The sequence below is a fragment of the Achromobacter sp. GQ309 genome, assembly GCF_059759315.1.
In genome coordinates this window covers 397,364-415,258 of record NZ_JCAXDP010000002.1, presented here as the reverse complement: position 1 = coordinate 415,258, position 17,895 = coordinate 397,364, and the positions used below count along the sequence as shown (strand labels likewise).

Genomic DNA, 17,895 nt, shown 5'->3' with positions numbered 1-17,895 from the left:
CATCGGGCCCGACCCTGGCGGCTGTCCGGCCAGGCTTCTTTTTGTCCCCACATGTCTCCCTCTTTGCATGACGCGCCTGATGGCGCGCAGATCGGCACGTTCACCCTGACGGCCCGCATCGTTGCCATCGCCTTCTTCACCTTCATCTGCTACCTGGCCATCGGCCTGCCGCTGGCCGTGCTGCCGGGTTATGTGCACGGCAACCTGGGATACGGATCCGTGCTGGCCGGCCTGGCGATCAGCGTGCAGTACGTGGCGACCTTGCTCAGCCGCTCGCACGCCGGCCGCATGGCCGATACGGTCGGCCCGAAGCAGACCGTCGTCATCGGCATGGCGGCCTGCGCAATCAGCGGCATCTTTCTGCTGCTCGCCTACGCCTTTGAACGCACCGCGTGGCTCAGCCTGGCGGCAATCATCCTCAGTCGTCTGGCGTTGGGATTCGGCGAGAGCTGGGTCGGCACCGGCTCGGCCACCTGGGCCATCGCGCGGGTAGGGCCGCTGCATACCGCCCGCGTCATATCCTGGAACGGCATCGCCACCTATGGCGCGCTGGCGCTGGGCGCGCCGCTGGGCGTGCAGCTTGAAAAGCACTGGAGCATGGGCGCACTGGGCGGCGCGGTGCTGTTGCTGGGATTGGCCGGACTGGGTCTTGCCATGATCCGGCCGGCCGTCGCCATCGTGGGCGGGCACCGCATGGCTTTCAAGAGTGTGGTGCTGCGCGTGTTCCCGCACGGCGTGGCGCTGGGTCTGGGGTCGGTCGGCTTCGGCACGCTGGCCGCCTTCGTCGCGCTGTATTACGCCAGCGTCTCGTGGGACGGCGCCGCAAGCGCGCTCAGTGCGTTCGGCGGCGCTTTCATTGGCGTGCGCCTGCTGTTCGCCGGCACCATCACCCGCTTTGGCGGATTCCGGGTCGCGCAGGTGTCGTTCGTGGTGGAAGCGGCCGGTCTGTTGCTGTTGTGGCTGGCGCCCAACCCGGGCATGGCGCTGCTGGGCGCCGCGCTGACCGGCTGCGGCTTCGCGCTGGTGTTCCCGGCCATCGGCGTCGAGGCCGTGGCGCGCGTGCCGGCCGGCAGCCGCGGCGCGGCGCTGGGCGCCTATTCGGCCTTCCTGGACCTGGCGCTGGGCGTGACCGGCCCGATCGCGGGCTACATCTCCAGCGGCTTCGGCTACCCCGCGATCTTCCTGGCCGCGTCCCTGTGCGTCACGCTGGGCTTCGTCATTGCGTTCGGACTGCAGCGGGCGGCCGGCAGGCTGCCGGCGACGGTCTGATCGTTATTACTAAAAGAAGTAAAGACATTCGATATTGATCGTTTGGATTCATATAACGAATTGTTAGATTTGAGGCTCGTTTTCACGCGCGCTGACGATTCGTTCCATGAACCTGACTTTCGACCACGTCCACAAGCATTTTGGCGACCTGCCCGTCGTCGACGGCTTCACCAGTGAATTCAAGACCGGCGAGCTGGTTGCGCTGGTCGGCCCCTCGGGTTGCGGCAAGTCCACCTTGCTGCATCTGGCCGCCGGGCTCGAAATGCCCACGCAGGGCAGCGTGCTGGCCGACGGCGACAAGGTCACGGGACCGAATCCCAGCCGCACGCTGGTGTTCCAGGAACACGCCCTGTATCCCTGGCTGACGCTGGAAGACAACGTGGCGCTGGCGCTGGAATTTCAGAACACGCCCAAAAAGCGCGCCCGCGAAGCCGCACGCGAATGGCTGGCGCGCGTCAGCCTTGAAGGCTTCGAACACTACTATCCCCATCAGGTCTCCGGCGGCATGCGCCAGCGCGCTGCGCTGGCCCGCGCGTTCATCGCCCAGCCCCAGACCATGCTGATGGACGAACCCTTCGGCGCACTGGACGCGCTGACCCGCCTGAGCCTGCAGGATGTGCTGCGCCAGCTCATCGCGCAGGAAAAGCCGACGGTGCTGCTGGTGACCCACGACGTCGACGAGGCCCTGTTCCTGGCCGATCGCATCGTCGTCTTCAGCCCGCGTCCGGCGCGGGTGCTGCGCGAATTCAACCTGGCCCACCGCGTCAAGACGCACGACCTGTCCGACCTTGCCACCGAGAAGCGCGAAATCCTGCGCCTGTTGGGCATCGGCGTCGGCGGTTCGGACGCGCACGCCGACATCGCGCTGGCCGCCTGACCTTCTTCCCCCAAATACCCACGGCCGCCCGGGCGCGGCCGCTTATCGAATTTCCTGGAGCTCTTCTGATGAAACTGAAGCAATGGTTGTCCCTGCCGCTGGCCGCGGCGCTGCTGGCGGCTGCCCCCGCGATGGCTGCCGAGAAGTTCCGCGTGGGCTACCTGCGCGTGATGGACGACGCGCAGGCGATCGTCGCGCAAGAGGGCGGCTACTACAAGAAGGCCGGCCTGGATTCCGAGCTGATCGAATTCAAATCGGGCACCGATCTCATCAAGGCAATCGTCGGCGGCCAGCTCGACATCGGCGTGCTCGGCTTCACCAACGCGGTCGCCTGGGCCTCCAAGGGCGCTGACCTGAAGGTGGTGGGCGGTGCGCAGCAGGGCTATCACTCGCTGATCGTGCGTGACGATTCCGGCATCAAGGACATCGCAGGCCTGAAGGGCAAGACGCTGGCCTCGCAGGCCGAAGGCAGCACCGCCGACGTGGTCCTGAAGGGCGTCGTGCTCAAGCAGGGCAATCTTTCGGCTGACGACGTGAACGTCATGGGCGTGAGCCCGGCAGTGGCCGTGCAGTCGCTGGTGGGCAAGCGTGTTGACGCCGCCTTCCTGTTCGAACCCTACGACCGCATCGCGCAACTGGTCGCGCCGGTCAAGCAGATCTACGAAGTGGGGCAGGCGTGGCCGTTCCCGTGCATGGTCGTCATCACCTCGGGCGAAACGCTGGCCAAGCGCAAGGACGATGTCTGGAAGGCGCTGGACGCCCAGAACCAGGCCATCACGCTGCTGCAGAAGGAACCGGCGCAGGCATCCAAGCTGATCGCGTCGTACTTCATCGCCGAGCCCACGCTCAAGACGTTGACTCGCGGCGAGCTGCCGCGCGAAACCGTCATTTCCGAGGCCATCAGCACGCAGGTGTTCACGCCCAAGCTGACGGAGAAGGACACGGCGCGCATGCAGGAAATCGCTGACATCCTGCAGGCCCAGGGTTCGCTCAAGACGCGCGACGGCAAGCCGTACGACGTCTCCAGCATCGTCGACCTGTCCTGGCAAGAGGCTCGCAAGCTTTGAGCGCATCTACCCGTGTGACCGGCGCCCGCAAGCATCTTGCGGGCGTTTTGGGCGTCCTGTTCATCCTGGCGCTGTGGCAACTGGCCGCGTTCGCGCTGCCCGACTTCCTGATGCCGGGCGTGCCCGCCGTCGTCGAGCGGCTGTTCGAAGACCTGGGCAAGCAGTCGTTCCACCAGAGCCTCATGGGCACGCTGGGGCGGCTGGGCGCGGGCTACGGGCTGGCGCTGGCCGCCGGCGTGGGCTTCGGCCTCGTGGCGGCCGTGCTGTTCTTCTTCCGCGAAGTCCTGCGCAGCGCCATCGTCATCCTGCAGTCGATCCCGTCCATCGCGTGGGTGCCGCTGTTTCTCATCGTGATGGGCTTTGGCAATACGCCCATCATCGTGGTCGTGGCGCTGTCGGCGTTCTTCCCGGCCGCGCTCAGCGTGATGAACGCCACCGAATCCGTGCAGCGCGTGCACGTGTCGGCGGCGCGCGTCATGGGCGCGACGCGCTGGGGGCTGATCAAGCGGGTGTACCTGCCGGCGGTCATGCCCGAGCTCATCACCGGCGCGCAGTTGGCGTTCGGCAACGCCTGGCGGGCGCTGATCTCGGCCGAAATGCTGATCGGGTTCGGCAAGGGGCTGGGCCGGTCGCTGGCGTACTCGGGCGAAATCGCGGACATGACCGGCGTCATGACCAACATCCTCGTGATCGCCGTGCTGGCTGCGTTGATCGACCAGTTCGTGCTTGAAAACCTCAAGCATCGTTTGCTGCGTTACCAATACGTCTGACGTTGTCATCATGATGTCCCGCATGCGTCCATTCGTCCTTGCCGCGGGCCTGCTGCTCGCGGGCTTCGCGCAGGCGCAGCCGGAGACCTTTCCGGCGGCGCGGGCGCGCGGTGAGCTGGTCGTGGGCGTGCCGTATCTGGCGCCGCCGCCGGTCGCGGGGGCGAAGATCCGCACGCCCGAAGGCCTGGACGCCGCCATCACCGACAAGCTGGGCGCCAGCCTGAAGCTGCCCGTGCGGCTGGTCCAGTTGCCGGCCGCTGACGCCGCCCGGGCGCTGAAGGCAGGCGAGGTGGATCTGGTGCTTGCGGACCGCGCCGACGGACAGCCGCAGACCGTCGCGGTACAAGCCACCGGCTATGCGGCACGGCCCAAGGCCGTGATCCGCACCGACACGCGGATGCGCAAGCCCGCCGACGTGCAGGGCCGCAGCGTCTGCATGGCCGAAGCCGCCACGCAGGCGCAAGCCCTGGCGCAAAGCTGGGGCGCAACCGTCAAGACGTATCGCGTGCCCTCGGACGCGCTCGTCGCCGTGCGCGAAGGCGAGTGCGACATCGGTCTGGTCGACGATGCCGTCTGGGAGCCGCTGATGCGCTTTCCGGAATGGAAGAAGTTCTCCTCGACGCTGACGCCGGATGGCGCACGCCAGGAGCGCGTGTGGCTGCTGCCCGCGCAGGACGAGGCCTCGCGCGCGTGGCTCGGACAAGAGATGCGGGCCTGGGACCGCGCCGGCGCCTGGAAGGCCATGACCACGAAATGGGCGCGCGACGTCGCGTTCGACGTCTATCTGGATCAGGAAGTCCCGGACTGCCACGGCTGATGCGCGGCCGGTCGGCGCCGCGCAGGCCGGGCCGCGCAGGCCGCATCCGAGCAGGCCGGGCCGAGCAGGCCGCATCGCCTGCCGATCCGCGCACTTACAATGCCGGGCATGACGCACACGCTGACCGCTCCCTGCACCTACCAGGAAGACATCAAGAAAAGCCGCTTTGCCGCGTATGCCGCGCCGGTCGCCACGATCGACGACGCCATGCGCTTCTTTGCCGAGCACAGCGACCCCGAGGCCACGCACAACTGCTGGGCCTACCGCATCGGACAGGAGTATCGCTTCAATGATGATGGCGAACCCGGCGGCACCGCGGGCAGGCCGATCCTGCAAGCCATCGAAGGCCAGGACATGGACCGCGTGGCGGTATTGGTCGTGCGCTGGTACGGGGGAATCAAGCTCGGCGCGGGCGGACTGGTGCGCGCTTACGGCGGATGCGCAGCCAATTGCCTGCGGTTGGGCGAGCGCACGGAAATCGTCGACATGGCAACGGTGCGCTGCGCCTGCGGCTTTGGCGAGATGGCGCTGTTGAAATCGCGGTTGGCCCAGGCAGGCGCCGCGATCTTGCAGGAAGACTACAACGCGGACGGCGTCACGCTCACGTTTACGGTGCCGCGTGTGGCGCTGACTGAATTGGAAGTCACTGCTGCGAACATCACGCGCGGCCGGTCCGCGTGGGAAGTCGTTTCGTAGCCTGCCAGCGTCCGCACCGGCCTGCCGCGCAGCGGCGTCCGGGAAGCAAATGTCCCGGTGCAAAAGGAAGGGGCCCGATCCGGGCCCCTTGCGGTTTTACGCGTCCTGGCTGTCTTGCGCTGCGGCGATTTCCTGGTGGACCTTTTCCATGTCCACTTCCTTGATCTTGGCGAGCAGTTCATTCAATTGACCGCCGGACAAGGCGCCGGGTTGCGAGAACAGCAGGACCTTTTCGCGGAAGACCATCAGCGTCGGAATCGAGCGGATGCCCAGCGCGCCGGCCAGTTCCTGCTCGACGTCGGTATTCACCTTGGCGAACGTGACGTCCGGATGCTCGGTGGCGGCCTGTTCGAACACCGGCGCGAAACCACGGCACGGGCCGCACCAGGGCGCCCAGAAGTCGACGATGAGGGTGCCGTCGGGCGTGATGGCTTCCTGGAAGCTGTCTTTGGTGAGTTCAACAATACTCATAAGAAATCCTTGCCGCGTGGGCGGCGAAAAGCGGTGGCGGAGACACCGGGGGCCTGCCCCGGCGCTGATGCGGCGACGCGTATTGCCAGGCCTTGAAAGCCCATAGTAGAGCCGGTCCAGGCCGCGTCGCAATGGTTGGCGCCGTCAATGGCGCAGAATACGGCCCTCAGGCCGCCGATTTCGTGGAGACGCCTGCGCCATTTTTCAGCGAGGCGACGATCTCGAAAGAACGCAGGCGGTCTGCGATGTCGTAGAAGTCGGACACGATCATGACCTCGTCGGCCTGCGTTTCCGCGACCAGGGCTTCGAGTTCCCGCTTGACGGTGTCCGGTCCGCCCACGATCGAAGCGCCCAATCTCTGATTGACCGCCTCGCGCTCCCATTCGTTCCACACGCCGTCCATGCTTTCGACCGGCGGCTGCAATTGCAGGCGATGGCCGCGCACGAGCGACAGGAACTTCAGTTGCTGCGTGGTCGACTGGAACCGCGCGGCCTCGTCGGTTTCGGCGGCAATGACGGGCACGCCGATCATCGAATAGGGGCGCGCCAGCGTCTCGGAAGGCTTGAACAAGTGACGGTACAAGCGCATCGCGGCCATGCCTTCCGGCGAGAAATGCCCGGCAAACGAGAAGGGCAGGCCAAGTTCAGCCGCCATGCGCGCGCTGAAGTCGCTGGAACCCAGCAGCCAGATCGGCACATCCAGGCCTTCGCCGGGGATGGCGCGCACAGGCTGGCCGGGGCGCGAGGGGGCCAGAAAGCCGCGCAACTCCTCGACCAGGGCCGGGAACTCAAGACCGCTGCGCGGGCTGCGGCGCAGCGCCTGTTGCGTGGCGCCGTCGCTGCCGGGTGCGCGGCCCAGGCCCAGGTCGATGCGGCCGGGGTACAGGGTCTCGAGCGTGCCGAACTGTTCTGCGATGATCAGCGGCGCGTGGTTGGGCAGCATGACGCCGCCCGAGCCGACGCGCAGCGTGCGCGTGTGGCCGGCCACATGGCCGATCAGCACAGCCGTGGCGCTGCTGGCGATGCCGTTGATGTTGTGGTGCTCGGCCAACCAGAAGCGGTTGTAGCCCAGTTGCTCGACATGCTGCGCCAGGGCGACCGTATTGCGGAACGCGTCTGCGGCATCGCGGCCCTGCACAATGGGGGCCAGGTCCAGCACGGAAAAGGGGATATTCGCCAGGGCGCTCATGCGTGCGCCTCCGCTGCGTCATGACAGGCCGGCAGCGCGGTAATGAAAGGGGAAGGGCGCAAAATGTACTCCATATGCTGATCTACATGGGGAGTGTATCGGCGAATTCAACCGCGCCCGCCAGCAACCATGCCCTTGGCCGGGTTGATTGATTTTTCCGATCCCTACAATAGCAAGCACGAACGCGGCCTGGAATGGCCGCGCATTGGCCATTCAACATTTGCCATTCAACCAAAGGAGACGCGCATGGGCGCCAGCGGCCAGAACCACCGCATCGACAACATCGAATTCAACGTCGCGGACATCGCGCGCAGCAAGCGGTTCTATGGCGACGTCTTCGGATGGACGTTCACGGATTACGGTCCCACGTATTCGGAATTCACCGATGGCCGGCTGACGGGCGGCTTCACGACGGGTGAAGCGGTGCGGCCGGGCGGTCCGCTTGTGATCCTGTACGGCGACGACCTGGCCGCAACCCGGCAACGCATCACGGCCGCGGGCGGTCGCATCAGCCGCGACGAGTTCACGTTTCCGGGCGGCAGCCGCTTCCATTTCACGGACCTCGACGGCTACGAACTGGCGGTGTGGACGGCCGCCAAATGAAAAAACCGCCGCAAGGCATGGCCTGCGGCGGTTCTGGGCGAACAGCGTGTCAGCCTGACTATTCAGGGAAGAACGCGTAGCGGATCACGAACAGCACGGCCACGAGCCACGTGGCCGGGTGCACGTCGCGCATCTTGCCTGTGGCGGTCTTGAGCACCACGTAGCTGATGAAGCCGAAGGCAATGCCGTTGGCGATCGAGTACGTGAACGGCATGACCAGCGCGGTCAGCGCGGCCGGCGTGGCTTCGCAGACGTCGTTCCAGTCGATGTCGATGAGTTCGCGCATCATCAGGCCGGCGACGTAGAGCAGGGCGGGTGCGGTGGCGTAGGCCGGCACGGCGCCCGCCAGCGGCGAGATGAACAGCGCGGCCAGGAACAGCAGGCCCACGATCAGTGCAGTCATGCCGGTGCGTCCGCCAGCCTGCACGCCGGAGGCGCTTTCGACGTAGGCGGTGGTGCTGCTGGTGCCCAGCATCGAACCGGCCACGATGGCGGTGCTGTCCGCGAACAGCGCGCGGCCCAGGCGATTGGGCCGGTCTTCAGGCACCAGGCCCGCGCGCTTGGCCACGCCCACCAGCGTGCCGGTGGCGTCAAACACTTCCACCAGCACGAACACCAGAATCACGTGCACGAAGCCGGAATGCAGCGCGCCCATGATGTCGAGCTTGAAGAGGGTAGGCGACAGGCTGGGCGGCGCCGAAAAGATGCCTTTGAACTCGTTGTAGCCCATCACCATCGACAGCACCGTGACCACGATGATGCCGATCAGGATGGCGCCACGCACGCGCAGCGCATCCAGCGACGCGATCACGAAAAAGCCCAGGATGGCAAAGAGTGGACCGTGCGTGGTGAGGTTGCCCAGCGTGACCTTGGTGGCCGGATGGGCGACCACGATGCCCGCGCTGGATAGCGCGATAATGGCCAGAAACAGCCCGATGCCGGCCGCAATGGCACTGCGCAGCGAATGCGGGATGCCTTTGACCAGCCAGACCCGGATGCCGGATATCGTCAGGAACAGGAAGATGATGCCCGAGATGAACACCGCACCCAGCGCCTGCTCCCAGGTGTAACCCATGGTCTTGACCACGGTGAAGGCAAAGAAGGCGTTCAGCCCCATGCCGGGCGCCATGCCGATCGGCCAGTTGGCGATGAACGCCATCACCAGCGAGCCCAGCGCGGCGGCCAGGCAGGTGGCAACAAAGACCGCGTCGCGGTCCATGCCCGTCGAGGACAGGATGTCAGGATTGACGAAGATGATGTACGACATCGTCAGGAATGTCGTCAGGCCGGCCACGACTTCCGTTCTTGCGGTCGTGCCGTGCTCACGCAGCTTGAATAGCTTCTCCAGCATTCGAGTCCCCAGGGTTTTTGCAGGATTTTCAGGTTGTGGCGGGCGGGGCGGAAAGCCCCGTCCCAGTCAAGAACCCGCGTATTTTCGCATCAGTTGTAAACTCTGCCGCCATGATCATTCTCGGCTTTGAAAGCTCCTGCGACGAAACCGGCGTCGCAGCCGTCTGTACGGAACGCGGCCTGCTTGCGCACGCGCTGCATACCCAGATCGCCATGCACCAGGAATACGGGGGCGTGGTGCCGGAACTTGCCTCGCGCGACCACATCCGCCGCGTGGTGCCGCTGACCCGCCAGGTGCTGCAGGACGCGGGTCTGCAGATGTCCGACATCGGCGCCGTGGCCTATACGGCCGGGCCCGGTCTCGCCGGCGCCTTGCTGGTCGGCGCCAGCGTGGCGCAGTCGTTCGCCTGGTCGCGCGGCCTGCCTGCCATCGGCATCCATCACCTCGAAGGCCATCTGCTGTCGCCGATGCTGGCTGATCCCCGGCCCGAGTTTCCCTTCATTGCCTTGCTGGTCTCAGGCGGCCATACCCAGCTCATGCGCGTGGACGGCGTGGGTCGCTACGAGCTGCTGGGCGAAACCCTGGACGACGCCGCGGGCGAGGCCTTCGACAAATCCGCCAAGCTCATGGGCCTGGGCTACCCGGGTGGACCCGCGCTGTCCCGGCTGGCCGGCAGCGGCGACGCCTCGCGCTTCGACCTGCCGCGCCCCATGTTGCACAGCGGTGACCTGGACTTCAGTTTCAGCGGCTTGAAAACCGCCGTGCTGACCCGAGTCAAGGCGGCCGAACAGAATGGCGGCCTGGACGAACAGACCCGCGCGGACCTTGCCGCCGCTACGCAGGCGGCCATCGTCGAGGTGCTGGCGGCCAAGTCCATCCGCGCGCTGAAACAGACCGGGCTGCGCCGCCTGGTCGTGGCCGGCGGCGTGGGGGCCAACCAGCTTCTGCGCGCCAAGCTCGATGCCGCGCTCAAGCCGCTCAAGGCCCGCGCATACTTCCCGCCGCTGGAACTGTGCACCGACAACGGCGCCATGATCGCGTTCGCGGCCGCCGAACGGGTGAAGGCCGGATTGGCCACGCTGGACGCCAGCGCCCATAGCTTCACGGTCAAGCCGCGCTGGGATCTGGCCGATATCGCCTGAAATGAAATCGGGCGGCCAGGCCGCCCGCTTTTTTTCCACCCCTCTCATCCGCCCATCGCGGGGGGATTACTTCTTCTTGCTGCCGATCCGGCTTTCGGTGCCCTGGATCAGCCGGGCGATATTGGCGCGGTGACGGTAGAACAGCAGGATGCCGATGATCGCCAGCGCCACGCCCAGCGCCGGCTGCGCCTGCCAGGCCAACCCGGATCCAAATACGTAGTACACCGGGGCGAAGAACGCGGCCACCAGCGAAGCCAGCGACGAATAGCGAAAGAAAATGGCGATGATCAGCCAGGTTGCCGCGGTGGCGACGGCCAGCCAGGGCTGGATGGCCACCAGCACGCCCAGCGCGGTCGCCACGCCCTTGCCGCCCTTGAAACCCAGGAACACGGGGTAGAGGTGGCCGATGAAGGCGGCCAGCGCCACGCAGGCGAGGGCGACGGGGCCGATGCCGGGCGCCAGCTTCTCGGCCAGCCAGATCGCGAACCATCCCTTGGCGGCGTCCCCCAATAGCGTCAGCGCGGCGGCGGTCTTGTTGCCGGTGCGCAGCACGTTGGTTGCTCCGGGGTTCTTGGACCCATAGCTGCGGGGGTCTTGCAGACCCATCAGCTTGCTGACCACCACGGCGAAGGGCACGGAGCCGATCAGGTAGGCCAGCACGACGAGCGCGACGGTAAATGCCAGGGAGGGTTCGGTTATCGCCATGGAAGGGGAGTCCGTTGTTGTAGTAGTGGCTGCGGATTCTACCGCGGGTACAATCCGCCACGTCACCCGCGTTTTATTTTCTTTCGGATGCACAATGCGAATTCTGGTTTCGAACGATGATGGCTATTCGGCCCCTGGCCTGGAAGCGCTGGTCGCCGCGCTGGAAGGGCTGGGCGATCTGACCGTCGTCGCGCCCGAGACCAACCACAGCGGCGCCTCCAACTCGCTCACGCTGAACCGGCCGCTGTCGGTGCGCACCGCTTCAAACGGCTTCATCGCGGTCAACGGCACGCCGTCCGATTGCGTGCACGTCGCGCTGACCGGCCTGATGGATACGCGCCCCGACCTGGTCGTGTCGGGCATCAACAACGGCGCCAACATGGGCGACGACACCCTCTATTCGGGCACCGTCGCCGCCGCCAGCGAAGGCTATCTGTTCGGCATCCCCGCCATCGCGTTCTCGCTGGCGGAAAAGGGCTGGGAGCACATCGACTCGGCCGCACGCGCCGCCCGTCTGGTCGTCGAGCGCCATCTGGCCCAGCCGCTCGCCGCGCCGGTGCTGCTCAACGTCAATATCCCGAGCCGCCGTTTTGAAGACATGCACGGGTTTGCGGTCACGCGGCTGGGCAAGCGGCATCCGTCGCAACCGGTCGTGCGCACCACCACGCCCTATGGCGACACGGTCTACTGGATCGGACCGGTCGGTCTGGCCGCCGACGCCACGCCCGGCACGGACTTTCACGCCGTCGAGCAGGGCATCGTGTCCGTCACCCCGTTACGTCTGGACCTGACCCAGCACAGCCAGCTTGACGAGATCCGCACCTGGGCAGAGCCGCTATGCGCAAACGCATAAGCCAGCCGGACATCACGCCCGGCGCCGGCCGCAGCAGCCCGGCCCGCCACGACGCCGGCCGACTCGGCCCGGGTTACACGCCGGCCAACAGCAACACGCGCATCTCGGCCGCCACCTTGCAGCGGCAGGCGCAGACGCCCGTGCCGCAAGCGGGCAGCAACCTTGGCCTGAACTCCGAACGCTTGCGCCAGGCCATGGTGCAGCGTCTGCGCTCGCAGGGCATCACCGACGAACGCGTGCTGAATGCCATGGCCGCAGTACCGCGCCATCTGTTTGTAGACGAGGCCCTTGCCAGCCGCGCGTACGAAGACGCCGCGTTGCCCATCGGTCACTCGCAAACCATTTCCCAGCCGTGGGTTGTGGCGCGTATGATCGCGGCTGCTTGCGAAGACCGCGCGCCTACCCGTGTGCTCGAGGTCGGCGCCGGTTGCGGATACCAGGCCGCGGTGCTCGCGCAGTTCGTGCGCGACGTTCACACCATCGAACGCATACGCGGGCTGTACGAGCTGGCGCGCGAGCATCTACGCGCCTTGCGGCTCACTACAAGGATCCGGCTCATCTATGGAGACGGCACTTTGGGGCTGCCCGGCGTGGCGCCGTTCGATGCTATCGTTGTGGCTGCCGCAGGTCTGGCCATCCCGCAAGCGCTGCTGACGCAGCTTGCTCCGGGAGGCCGTCTCATCGCTCCCGAAGGGGGCTCGAACCAGCGCCTGGTTCTGATCGAACGCACGGGCGCGGCAAGCTGGAAAAGAACCGAACTAGAGGCCGTGCGCTTTGTGCCGCTACGGTCCGGAATACAATCTTGAGCGACAGGAGAAACGTATGCTCAACGGGCAGTTGCAACTGACCGATATGAATTTGGGCGCGTCCATGACGCGTCTTCGCCGCCCGCTCTTCGCAGTGGGGGTTCTCAGCCTCGCCATCCTGGCCGGCTGCGCATCCAAAGGTACTCGTGCCCCGGTGGTCGACATGACCGGCGGGCAACCCGCGCCGACGGCCACGTCCGGCAGCTATGTGGTCAAGCCGGGCGACACGCTCTACAAGATCGCCCGCGCCAACAACGTCGACATCGAAAACATCAAGCGCTGGAACAACATCAGCGACCCCAACCAGATCTCGGTGGGGCAGGTGCTGCGCATGTCCGGCGGCGCCACCGGCGGCGGCGCGCAGACCGCGCCGATTGCCAGCAACCGGCCGCAACCGCGTCCGCTTGACCAACCCGAAACTCCCGCGGCCACCACGCCCGCACCTGATGCCACGCCCACGCCGGCGCCGGCGCCCGTCGACACCAAGCCGGCCACGCGCGCGGCGGATGCGGGCGTCATCAACTGGGCCTGGCCGGCCAACGGCCAGATCGTGCAGGCGTTCAATGCCAGCAGCAAGGGCATCGACATCGCCGGCGCGCTGGGCGACCCGATCACCGCCGCGGCGGATGGCCTGGTCAAGTACAGCGGCAATGGCGTGCGCGGCCTGGGCAACCTCATCATCGTCGAGCACCAGAACGGCTTCATCACGGCCTACGCGCACAACCGTGCGCTGCTCGTGAAGACCGGCCAGACGGTCAAGCGCGGGGCCAAGATCGCTGAACTCGGTCAGAGCGACACGACGTCGCCGCGTCTGCACTTTGAAATCCGCCGCCAGGGTACGCCGGTGGATCCGATGCAATACCTGCCGCCCAAATGACGCCCACCCTGGTATTCGACCTCGAGACCATCCCTGACGCCGACGGGCTGCGCAAGCTCAACGGCTGGGGCGCCGACGTGCCGGACCACGAAGTGGTCGAGCGCGCGCTGACCGCGCGGCGTGAGGCCGTGGGCCACGACTTCCTGCCGCTGCATCTGCACAAGGTCGCGGTGGTAGGGTGCGTATTCCGTGACGACCAGGGCTTTCGCGTCAAGACGCTGGGCCAGCCGGACGATCCCGAAGCGGCCTTGCTCGCGGGCTTCTTCAAGACCATCGAACGCTATACGCCCAAGCTCGTCAGCTGGAACGGCTCGGGCTTTGACCTGCCCGTCCTGCATTACCGCAGCCTGATCCAGGGTGTGCCCGCGCCGCGCTACTGGGACATGGGCGAAGAAGACCGCGATTTCAAGTTCAACAACTACATTTCGCGCTATCACAACCGTCACATCGATCTGATGGACGTGCTGGCCAAGTACAACGGCCGCGCCAACGCGCCGCTCGACGAACTTGCCAAGCTGTGCGGCTTTCCCGGCAAGCTCGGCATGGACGGCAGCAAGGTCTGGGAGGCCTGGAGCACGGGCCGCGCCGACGAAGTGCGCGCGTACTGTGAAACCGACGTGGTCAATACGTGGCTGGTGTATTGCCGCTTCCGCTTCCTGCGCGGTGAACTCGACCGCACCGCCTACGAGACCGAAATCGCGCTGGTGCGCGACACGCTCTCGGCCAGCGATGCGCCGCACTGGAAGGAATACATGGTGGCCTGGGACGCGGGCTGATCTGCGCGGGCGGCCAGCCAGCCTGAATCCTTGCCAATGCGCACGGGTCAGGGGATACCGACGGGGCCTGCATGGCCCCGTTCTCGCGTCTGGCGGGCAAGCAATCGACTGAAACAAGACGGCCGTAAACGAAACCTGGATGAAACCAGGCGGATCGCACAATGGCCTCGCTTTCTTCACTTTCAGGAGACATCCATGTCCCGATTCGCTATCCGCTCCAATCTGGCCGTCCTTGCTATCGTCGCCGCGTCGAGCGGTTTCGCGGCTGGCTCCGCAATGGCTGCGCCGCTTCCTCCCGCCGAGGGCGGTCCGGCCGCCATGCACGAAGGCCATCGCGGCGGTGGTTTCCACAAGGGCATGCGCGACGGCCTGCTGATCCCCGGTCTGGGCCCCGTCTCCAAGGCCCAGGTCGCCGAGCTCAAGCTCGACGCCAAACAGGAGGCCCTGTTCAAGACCGCCCAGGAAGGGCAGCGCAGCCTGCACGAAGCGATGCGCGCCGACCGCGGTACGCGCCATGACCTGCTCAAGTCGCAGCTGGACAGCGGCAAGCTGGATCCCCGCGCGCTCATCGAGCAGTCGGAAAAGCGCCGCGACGCGTTCGGCCCGCAAGCCAAGCAGGTGCGCGACCAATGGCTGGCCGTCTGGGATAGCCTGAACGACACGCAACGCGGCCAGGTGACCAAGATCGTCAAGGAGCGCGAAGCCCGCATGGCCGAGCGCCACGCCAAGATGGAAGCCCGCGCGGACGGCAAGGGTCGCCCCGGCATGCGCGGCGCCGACGGTCGTCCCGGCATGCCGCCGCCTCCGCCGGCTGCCGGCGACGTCCCGCCGCCCCCGCCGCCTGCCGCGCCCCAGGCCAACTGAGCCGGCAAGTCCTAGGCCATCACACTGGCCGCAAAGCGGAGCAACGCTCCGCTTGAACAGCACTCCGACACGCTTCCCGCGTGCCGGGGTGTTTGTTTTCCAGGCGGGGCCAGGCCGGATTTCCCCGTTTTGACGCATGGGCCTTGGCCGCGCCCCATAAGAGGGCACCAGGATGGTGCATTGCCAGCGCCCGAAGGACACTGCGGCAGGCCGTACGCTGGCGCTGAAACCTGGCACGGACATTGCTTGAAGGGATTTGAGCCGGCTTTACCTGCACAAGCCGGCCAGCCGGATGCGCCGCGCGCCGTCCGCTCTTTCGACTATCCGATCAGGACCTTCGCACCATGAATAAGACGTTGCTAGCCTTGCCCCTCGCGCTTGCCGCTTGTTTTGCAGGTGTGGCGCAAGCCGAACCCACCGATCTGGGTGGCGGCTTTTCGCTCAGCGGTAACGCGACCATAGTCAGCGATTACCGCTTCCGCGGCTATTCGCAGACCGACTTCCGTCCCGCCGTTCAGTTGGGCTTTGACCTGAACCACAGTTCGGGCTTCTACCTGGGCAACTGGAACTCCAACGTCTCCAGCTTCGTGTTCACCGACGGCAACCTGGAAATGGATTTCTACGGCGGCTGGAAGGGTGACGTGGGCGGCGGCTTCACGCTGGATGCGGGCGTGCTGCATTACTACTATCCCGGCTCCAGTTCCCCCAAGGGCGGGAACTACAACAACACGGACCTCTACCTGGGCGCGTCCTACGGCAACTACAGCCTCAAGTATTCGTACACGCCCAGCGACTTTTTCAGCACGCCGGACAGCAAGGGCACCTGGTACCTGGACGGCACGGCCACATTCGACCTGGGCGACGGCTGGGGACTGCTGGGCCATCTGGGCTACCAGAAGCTCAAGAACCAGACCAACATGGACGGCGACTCGATCGGCCATTACGTCGACTACAAGGTGGGCGTGACCAAGGACCTGAAGGGCTGGATCCTCGGTCTGGCGGCCGTCGGCGCCACCAAGGACAACTGGCTGCCCACCAAGTACGGTCACCCGTCGGGCCGTATCGGCGCCGTCTTCTCGGTGGCGCGCTCGTTCTGATATCCGTGGCGGCGCCTGAACAGCCCCTTTTTTACCCGCGCGGGGCGCAGCGCCACGCGGCGTGGTGCGGGCCGCTCCGGCCCCATCAAACCCGATTTCCGGTAAATCGCGAAGTCCTTCTACAATCACGGGTTGCGTGCAATTCTGGACTGCGTGAGATGTCTGACGTTTTGAGTATCGAATCCCTGGACCTGGAAGCCAGGGGGATCGCCCGCCGCGACGGGAAAGTCATTTTCGTGGAAGGCGCCTTGCCGGGCGAACGGGTCACCGCGGTCACGTTGCGCCGCAAGCCTTCCTATGAAACCGCCCGTGTCGACGAGGTGCTGCGTCCCTCCTCGCAACGCGTGGAACCCCGCTGCCCGCATTTCGGCGTCTGTGGCGGCTGTGCCATGCAGCATCTGGAGCCCACCACGCAGGTGGCGATCAAGCAGCGCGCGCTCGAAGACACGTTCTGGCATGTCGGCAAGCTGCGCCCGGCGCTGATCCTGCCGCCGCTGCAGGGGCCGACCTGGGGCTACCGTTATCGCGCGCGCCTGTCGGTGCGCGTGGTGCCCAAGAAGGGCGGGGTGCTCGTGGGCTTTCACGAACGCAAGAGCAGCTTTGTGGCCGACATGCGCGAATGCCATGTGTTGCCGCGCCACGTCAGCGATCTGTTGATCCCGCTGCGCGAAATGATCGCGTCCATGTCCGCCCCTGACCGCATGCCTCAGATCGAGGTGGCGCTCGGCGAAGGCGTGACGGCGCTGGTGCTCCGCCATCTGCTGCCGCTGACCGACGGCGACATCGCCATCCTGCGCGCCTTCGCGGCCAAGCACAACGTGCAATGGTGGCTGCAGTCCAAGGGTCCGGAAACGGTGCACGCGCTGGAGCGCGAGCACAACGATGCGCTGTCCTACACCATGCCGGAGTTCGGCCTGCGCATGCCGTACCGGCCCACCGACTTCACGCAGGTCAACCACGCCATCAACCGCGCAATGGTGTCCCGCGCGCTCAAACTGCTGGACGTGCAGCCTACCGACCGCGTGGCGGATCTGTTCTGTGGCTTGGGCAACTTTACGTTGCCGCTGGCCACGCAGGGCCGCGAGGCCGTGGGCGTGGAAGGCAGCAAGGCGCTGACCGACCGCGCCTTCGATGCGGCGTCGCGCCACGGCCTGGGCGAGCGCACCAGCTTTGCCACGCTGAACCTCTTTGAAGTCGACGCGACCTGGCTGCGCAGCCTGGGCTACTTCGACCGCATGCTGATCGATCCTCCGCGCGAAGGCGCCCACGCCGTGTCGCAGGCGCTGTCCGATCTCACGTACGAAGAGCGGCCGCGCCGCATCGTCTATGTGTCCTGTAATCCCGGCACCTTGGCGCGAGACGCATCCATCCTGGTCCACGAAGGCGGCTACGTGCTCAAGAGCGCCGGCGTGATCAACATGTTCCCGCACACGGGCCATGTGGAATCGATCGCCGTATTCGAAACGCTGGATGCCGAGGGTGTGCGGGAGGCGAAGGAACGCGCTCGTCAGCGCGCGATCCAGGCAGCGGCCGATGCGGCGGCCGCCGAGGAAGCCAAGCTGGCCGCGGCGGCTGAAAAGGCGGCAGCCAAGCAGGCTGCCACCGAAGCTTACGAGGCCCGTGTCGCCGCCGAGGCGCAGGCAGACCAGTAAAAAGCAGCGGCGG

19 protein-coding genes are annotated in these 17,895 nt (G+C 66.2%); 15 read left to right on the top strand and 4 right to left on the bottom strand.

The features are described from left to right. Positions 1-51 precede the first annotated feature (51 nt). From AC6CIE_RS07185 to AC6CIE_RS07160, 6 genes are all read left to right on the top strand, one after another. On the top strand, positions 52-1,269 hold the full coding sequence (locus AC6CIE_RS07185; protein ID WP_498091801.1) for an MFS transporter: 1,218 nt from the start codon (positions 52-54) through the stop codon (positions 1,267-1,269). Between the two features lie 106 nt (positions 1,270-1,375). Then, a complete protein-coding gene (locus tag AC6CIE_RS07180; RefSeq protein ID WP_175121722.1) occupies positions 1,376-2,146 on the top strand; it encodes an ABC transporter ATP-binding protein in 771 nt (256 codons plus the stop codon). A 68-nt stretch (positions 2,147-2,214) separates the two neighbouring features. After that, complete coding sequence (locus AC6CIE_RS07175) at positions 2,215-3,213, top strand: ABC transporter substrate-binding protein (RefSeq protein WP_498091799.1); 999 nt, start codon at positions 2,215-2,217, stop codon at positions 3,211-3,213. Next, entirely contained in the window at positions 3,210-3,983 is a 774-nt protein-coding gene (locus tag AC6CIE_RS07170; RefSeq protein ID WP_175121720.1) for an ABC transporter permease, read from the top strand. Before AC6CIE_RS07175 ends, AC6CIE_RS07170 begins: the two co-directional genes overlap by 4 nt. 10 nt (positions 3,984-3,993) lie before the next feature. Beyond that, entirely contained in the window at positions 3,994-4,800 is an 807-nt protein-coding gene (locus AC6CIE_RS07165) for a transporter substrate-binding domain-containing protein (RefSeq protein ID WP_286936601.1), read from the top strand. 108 nt (positions 4,801-4,908) lie between these two features. Then, positions 4,909-5,496, top strand: a complete 588-nt coding sequence (locus tag AC6CIE_RS07160) for a YigZ family protein (protein ID WP_495601674.1) — start codon at positions 4,909-4,911, stop codon at positions 5,494-5,496. 96 nt (positions 5,497-5,592) lie between these two features. On the opposite strand, the gene AC6CIE_RS07155 is transcribed toward AC6CIE_RS07160, so the two are convergent. Further along, entirely contained in the window at positions 5,593-5,967 is a 375-nt protein-coding gene (locus tag AC6CIE_RS07155) for a thioredoxin family protein (protein ID WP_006388150.1), read from the bottom strand. Positions 5,968-6,133: 166 nt separating this feature from the next. Then, the gene (locus AC6CIE_RS07150) at positions 6,134-7,156 is read right to left on the bottom strand and encodes an LLM class flavin-dependent oxidoreductase (protein WP_175121717.1); all 1,023 of its coding nucleotides are present in this window, start codon (positions 7,154-7,156) and stop codon (positions 6,134-6,136) included. A 246-nt stretch (positions 7,157-7,402) separates the two neighbouring features. Between AC6CIE_RS07150 and AC6CIE_RS07145 the strand changes: the two genes are divergently transcribed. Continuing rightward, positions 7,403-7,759 (top strand): VOC family protein, encoded by a 357-nt coding sequence (locus AC6CIE_RS07145; RefSeq protein WP_498091797.1) that lies wholly within the window; start codon positions 7,403-7,405, stop codon positions 7,757-7,759. A 58-nt stretch (positions 7,760-7,817) separates the two neighbouring features. Here AC6CIE_RS07145 and AC6CIE_RS07140 read toward each other — a convergent pair whose 3' ends face one another. Next, complete coding sequence (locus AC6CIE_RS07140) at positions 7,818-9,110, bottom strand: NCS2 family permease (protein ID WP_056560820.1); 1,293 nt, start codon at positions 9,108-9,110, stop codon at positions 7,818-7,820. 110 nt (positions 9,111-9,220) lie between these two features. Here AC6CIE_RS07140 and tsaD point away from each other — a divergent pair, with 110 nt between their 5' ends. Next, positions 9,221-10,252 (top strand): tRNA (adenosine(37)-N6)-threonylcarbamoyltransferase complex transferase subunit TsaD, encoded by a 1,032-nt coding sequence (gene tsaD / locus AC6CIE_RS07135; protein ID WP_218343689.1) that lies wholly within the window; start codon positions 9,221-9,223, stop codon positions 10,250-10,252. A 66-nt stretch (positions 10,253-10,318) separates the two neighbouring features. On the opposite strand, the gene plsY is transcribed toward tsaD, so the two are convergent. Further along, positions 10,319-10,957 (bottom strand): glycerol-3-phosphate 1-O-acyltransferase PlsY, encoded by a 639-nt coding sequence (gene plsY / locus AC6CIE_RS07130; RefSeq protein ID WP_175121713.1) that lies wholly within the window; start codon positions 10,955-10,957, stop codon positions 10,319-10,321. A gap of 94 nt (positions 10,958-11,051) precedes the next feature. On the opposite strand from plsY, the gene surE reads away from it, so the two are divergent. The 7 genes from surE (at position 11,052) to rlmD (ending at position 17,882) form a co-directional block, all read left to right on the top strand. Further along, the gene (gene surE / locus AC6CIE_RS07125; protein ID WP_175121712.1) at positions 11,052-11,810 is read left to right on the top strand and encodes a 5'/3'-nucleotidase SurE; all 759 of its coding nucleotides are present in this window, start codon (positions 11,052-11,054) and stop codon (positions 11,808-11,810) included. Continuing rightward, positions 11,795-12,616 carry a protein-L-isoaspartate(D-aspartate) O-methyltransferase gene (locus AC6CIE_RS07120; protein WP_175121711.1) on the top strand — a complete coding sequence of 274 codons (822 nt, stop codon included), beginning with the start codon at positions 11,795-11,797 and terminating at the stop codon, positions 12,614-12,616. The genes surE and AC6CIE_RS07120 overlap by 16 nt, the downstream gene beginning before the upstream one ends. A 16-nt stretch (positions 12,617-12,632) precedes the next feature. Then, positions 12,633-13,493: a peptidoglycan DD-metalloendopeptidase family protein gene (locus AC6CIE_RS07115; protein ID WP_175121710.1), complete on the top strand. Its 861-nt coding sequence runs from the start codon at positions 12,633-12,635 to the stop codon at positions 13,491-13,493. Continuing rightward, a complete protein-coding gene (locus AC6CIE_RS07110) occupies positions 13,490-14,269 on the top strand; it encodes a 3'-5' exonuclease (RefSeq protein WP_498091795.1) in 780 nt (259 codons plus the stop codon). Before AC6CIE_RS07115 ends, AC6CIE_RS07110 begins: the two co-directional genes overlap by 4 nt. Before the next feature lie 195 nt (positions 14,270-14,464). Next, positions 14,465-15,133: a hypothetical protein gene (locus tag AC6CIE_RS07105; protein ID WP_498091794.1), complete on the top strand. Its 669-nt coding sequence runs from the start codon at positions 14,465-14,467 to the stop codon at positions 15,131-15,133. 344 nt (positions 15,134-15,477) lie between these two features. After that, the gene (locus AC6CIE_RS07100; RefSeq protein ID WP_175121707.1) at positions 15,478-16,230 is read left to right on the top strand and encodes a TorF family putative porin; all 753 of its coding nucleotides are present in this window, start codon (positions 15,478-15,480) and stop codon (positions 16,228-16,230) included. A gap of 158 nt (positions 16,231-16,388) precedes the next feature. Next, complete coding sequence (gene rlmD / locus AC6CIE_RS07095) at positions 16,389-17,882, top strand: 23S rRNA (uracil(1939)-C(5))-methyltransferase RlmD (RefSeq protein WP_313067971.1); 1,494 nt, start codon at positions 16,389-16,391, stop codon at positions 17,880-17,882. The last annotated feature ends 13 nt before the right edge of the window (positions 17,883-17,895 follow it).

Excerpts from the sequence above, each read along its gene's own strand:
- AC6CIE_RS07185 (WP_498091801.1), top strand. The coding sequence starts at position 52 with ATGTCTCCCTCTTTGCATGACGCGCCTGATGGCGCGCAGATCGGCACG.
- AC6CIE_RS07180 (WP_175121722.1), top strand. The coding sequence starts at position 1,376 with ATGAACCTGACTTTCGACCACGTCCACAAGCATTTTGGCGACCTGCCC.
- AC6CIE_RS07175 (WP_498091799.1), top strand. The coding sequence starts at position 2,215 with ATGAAACTGAAGCAATGGTTGTCCCTGCCGCTGGCCGCGGCGCTGCTG.
- AC6CIE_RS07165 (WP_286936601.1), top strand. The coding sequence starts at position 3,994 with ATGATGTCCCGCATGCGTCCATTCGTCCTTGCCGCGGGCCTGCTGCTC.
- AC6CIE_RS07160 (WP_495601674.1), top strand. The coding sequence starts at position 4,909 with ATGACGCACACGCTGACCGCTCCCTGCACCTACCAGGAAGACATCAAG.
- AC6CIE_RS07155 (WP_006388150.1), bottom strand. The coding sequence starts at position 5,967 with ATGAGTATTGTTGAACTCACCAAAGACAGCTTCCAGGAAGCCATCACG.
- AC6CIE_RS07150 (WP_175121717.1), bottom strand. The coding sequence starts at position 7,156 with ATGAGCGCCCTGGCGAATATCCCCTTTTCCGTGCTGGACCTGGCCCCC.
- AC6CIE_RS07145 (WP_498091797.1), top strand. The coding sequence starts at position 7,403 with ATGGGCGCCAGCGGCCAGAACCACCGCATCGACAACATCGAATTCAAC.
- AC6CIE_RS07140 (WP_056560820.1), bottom strand. The coding sequence starts at position 9,110 with ATGCTGGAGAAGCTATTCAAGCTGCGTGAGCACGGCACGACCGCAAGA.
- tsaD (WP_218343689.1), top strand. The coding sequence starts at position 9,221 with ATGATCATTCTCGGCTTTGAAAGCTCCTGCGACGAAACCGGCGTCGCA.
- plsY (WP_175121713.1), bottom strand. The coding sequence starts at position 10,957 with ATGGCGATAACCGAACCCTCCCTGGCATTTACCGTCGCGCTCGTCGTG.
- surE (WP_175121712.1), top strand. The coding sequence starts at position 11,052 with ATGCGAATTCTGGTTTCGAACGATGATGGCTATTCGGCCCCTGGCCTG.
- AC6CIE_RS07120 (WP_175121711.1), top strand. The coding sequence starts at position 11,795 with ATGCGCAAACGCATAAGCCAGCCGGACATCACGCCCGGCGCCGGCCGC.
- AC6CIE_RS07115 (WP_175121710.1), top strand. The coding sequence starts at position 12,633 with ATGCTCAACGGGCAGTTGCAACTGACCGATATGAATTTGGGCGCGTCC.
- AC6CIE_RS07110 (WP_498091795.1), top strand. The coding sequence starts at position 13,490 with ATGACGCCCACCCTGGTATTCGACCTCGAGACCATCCCTGACGCCGAC.
- AC6CIE_RS07105 (WP_498091794.1), top strand. The coding sequence starts at position 14,465 with ATGTCCCGATTCGCTATCCGCTCCAATCTGGCCGTCCTTGCTATCGTC.
- AC6CIE_RS07100 (WP_175121707.1), top strand. The coding sequence starts at position 15,478 with ATGAATAAGACGTTGCTAGCCTTGCCCCTCGCGCTTGCCGCTTGTTTT.
- rlmD (WP_313067971.1), top strand. The coding sequence starts at position 16,389 with ATGTCTGACGTTTTGAGTATCGAATCCCTGGACCTGGAAGCCAGGGGG.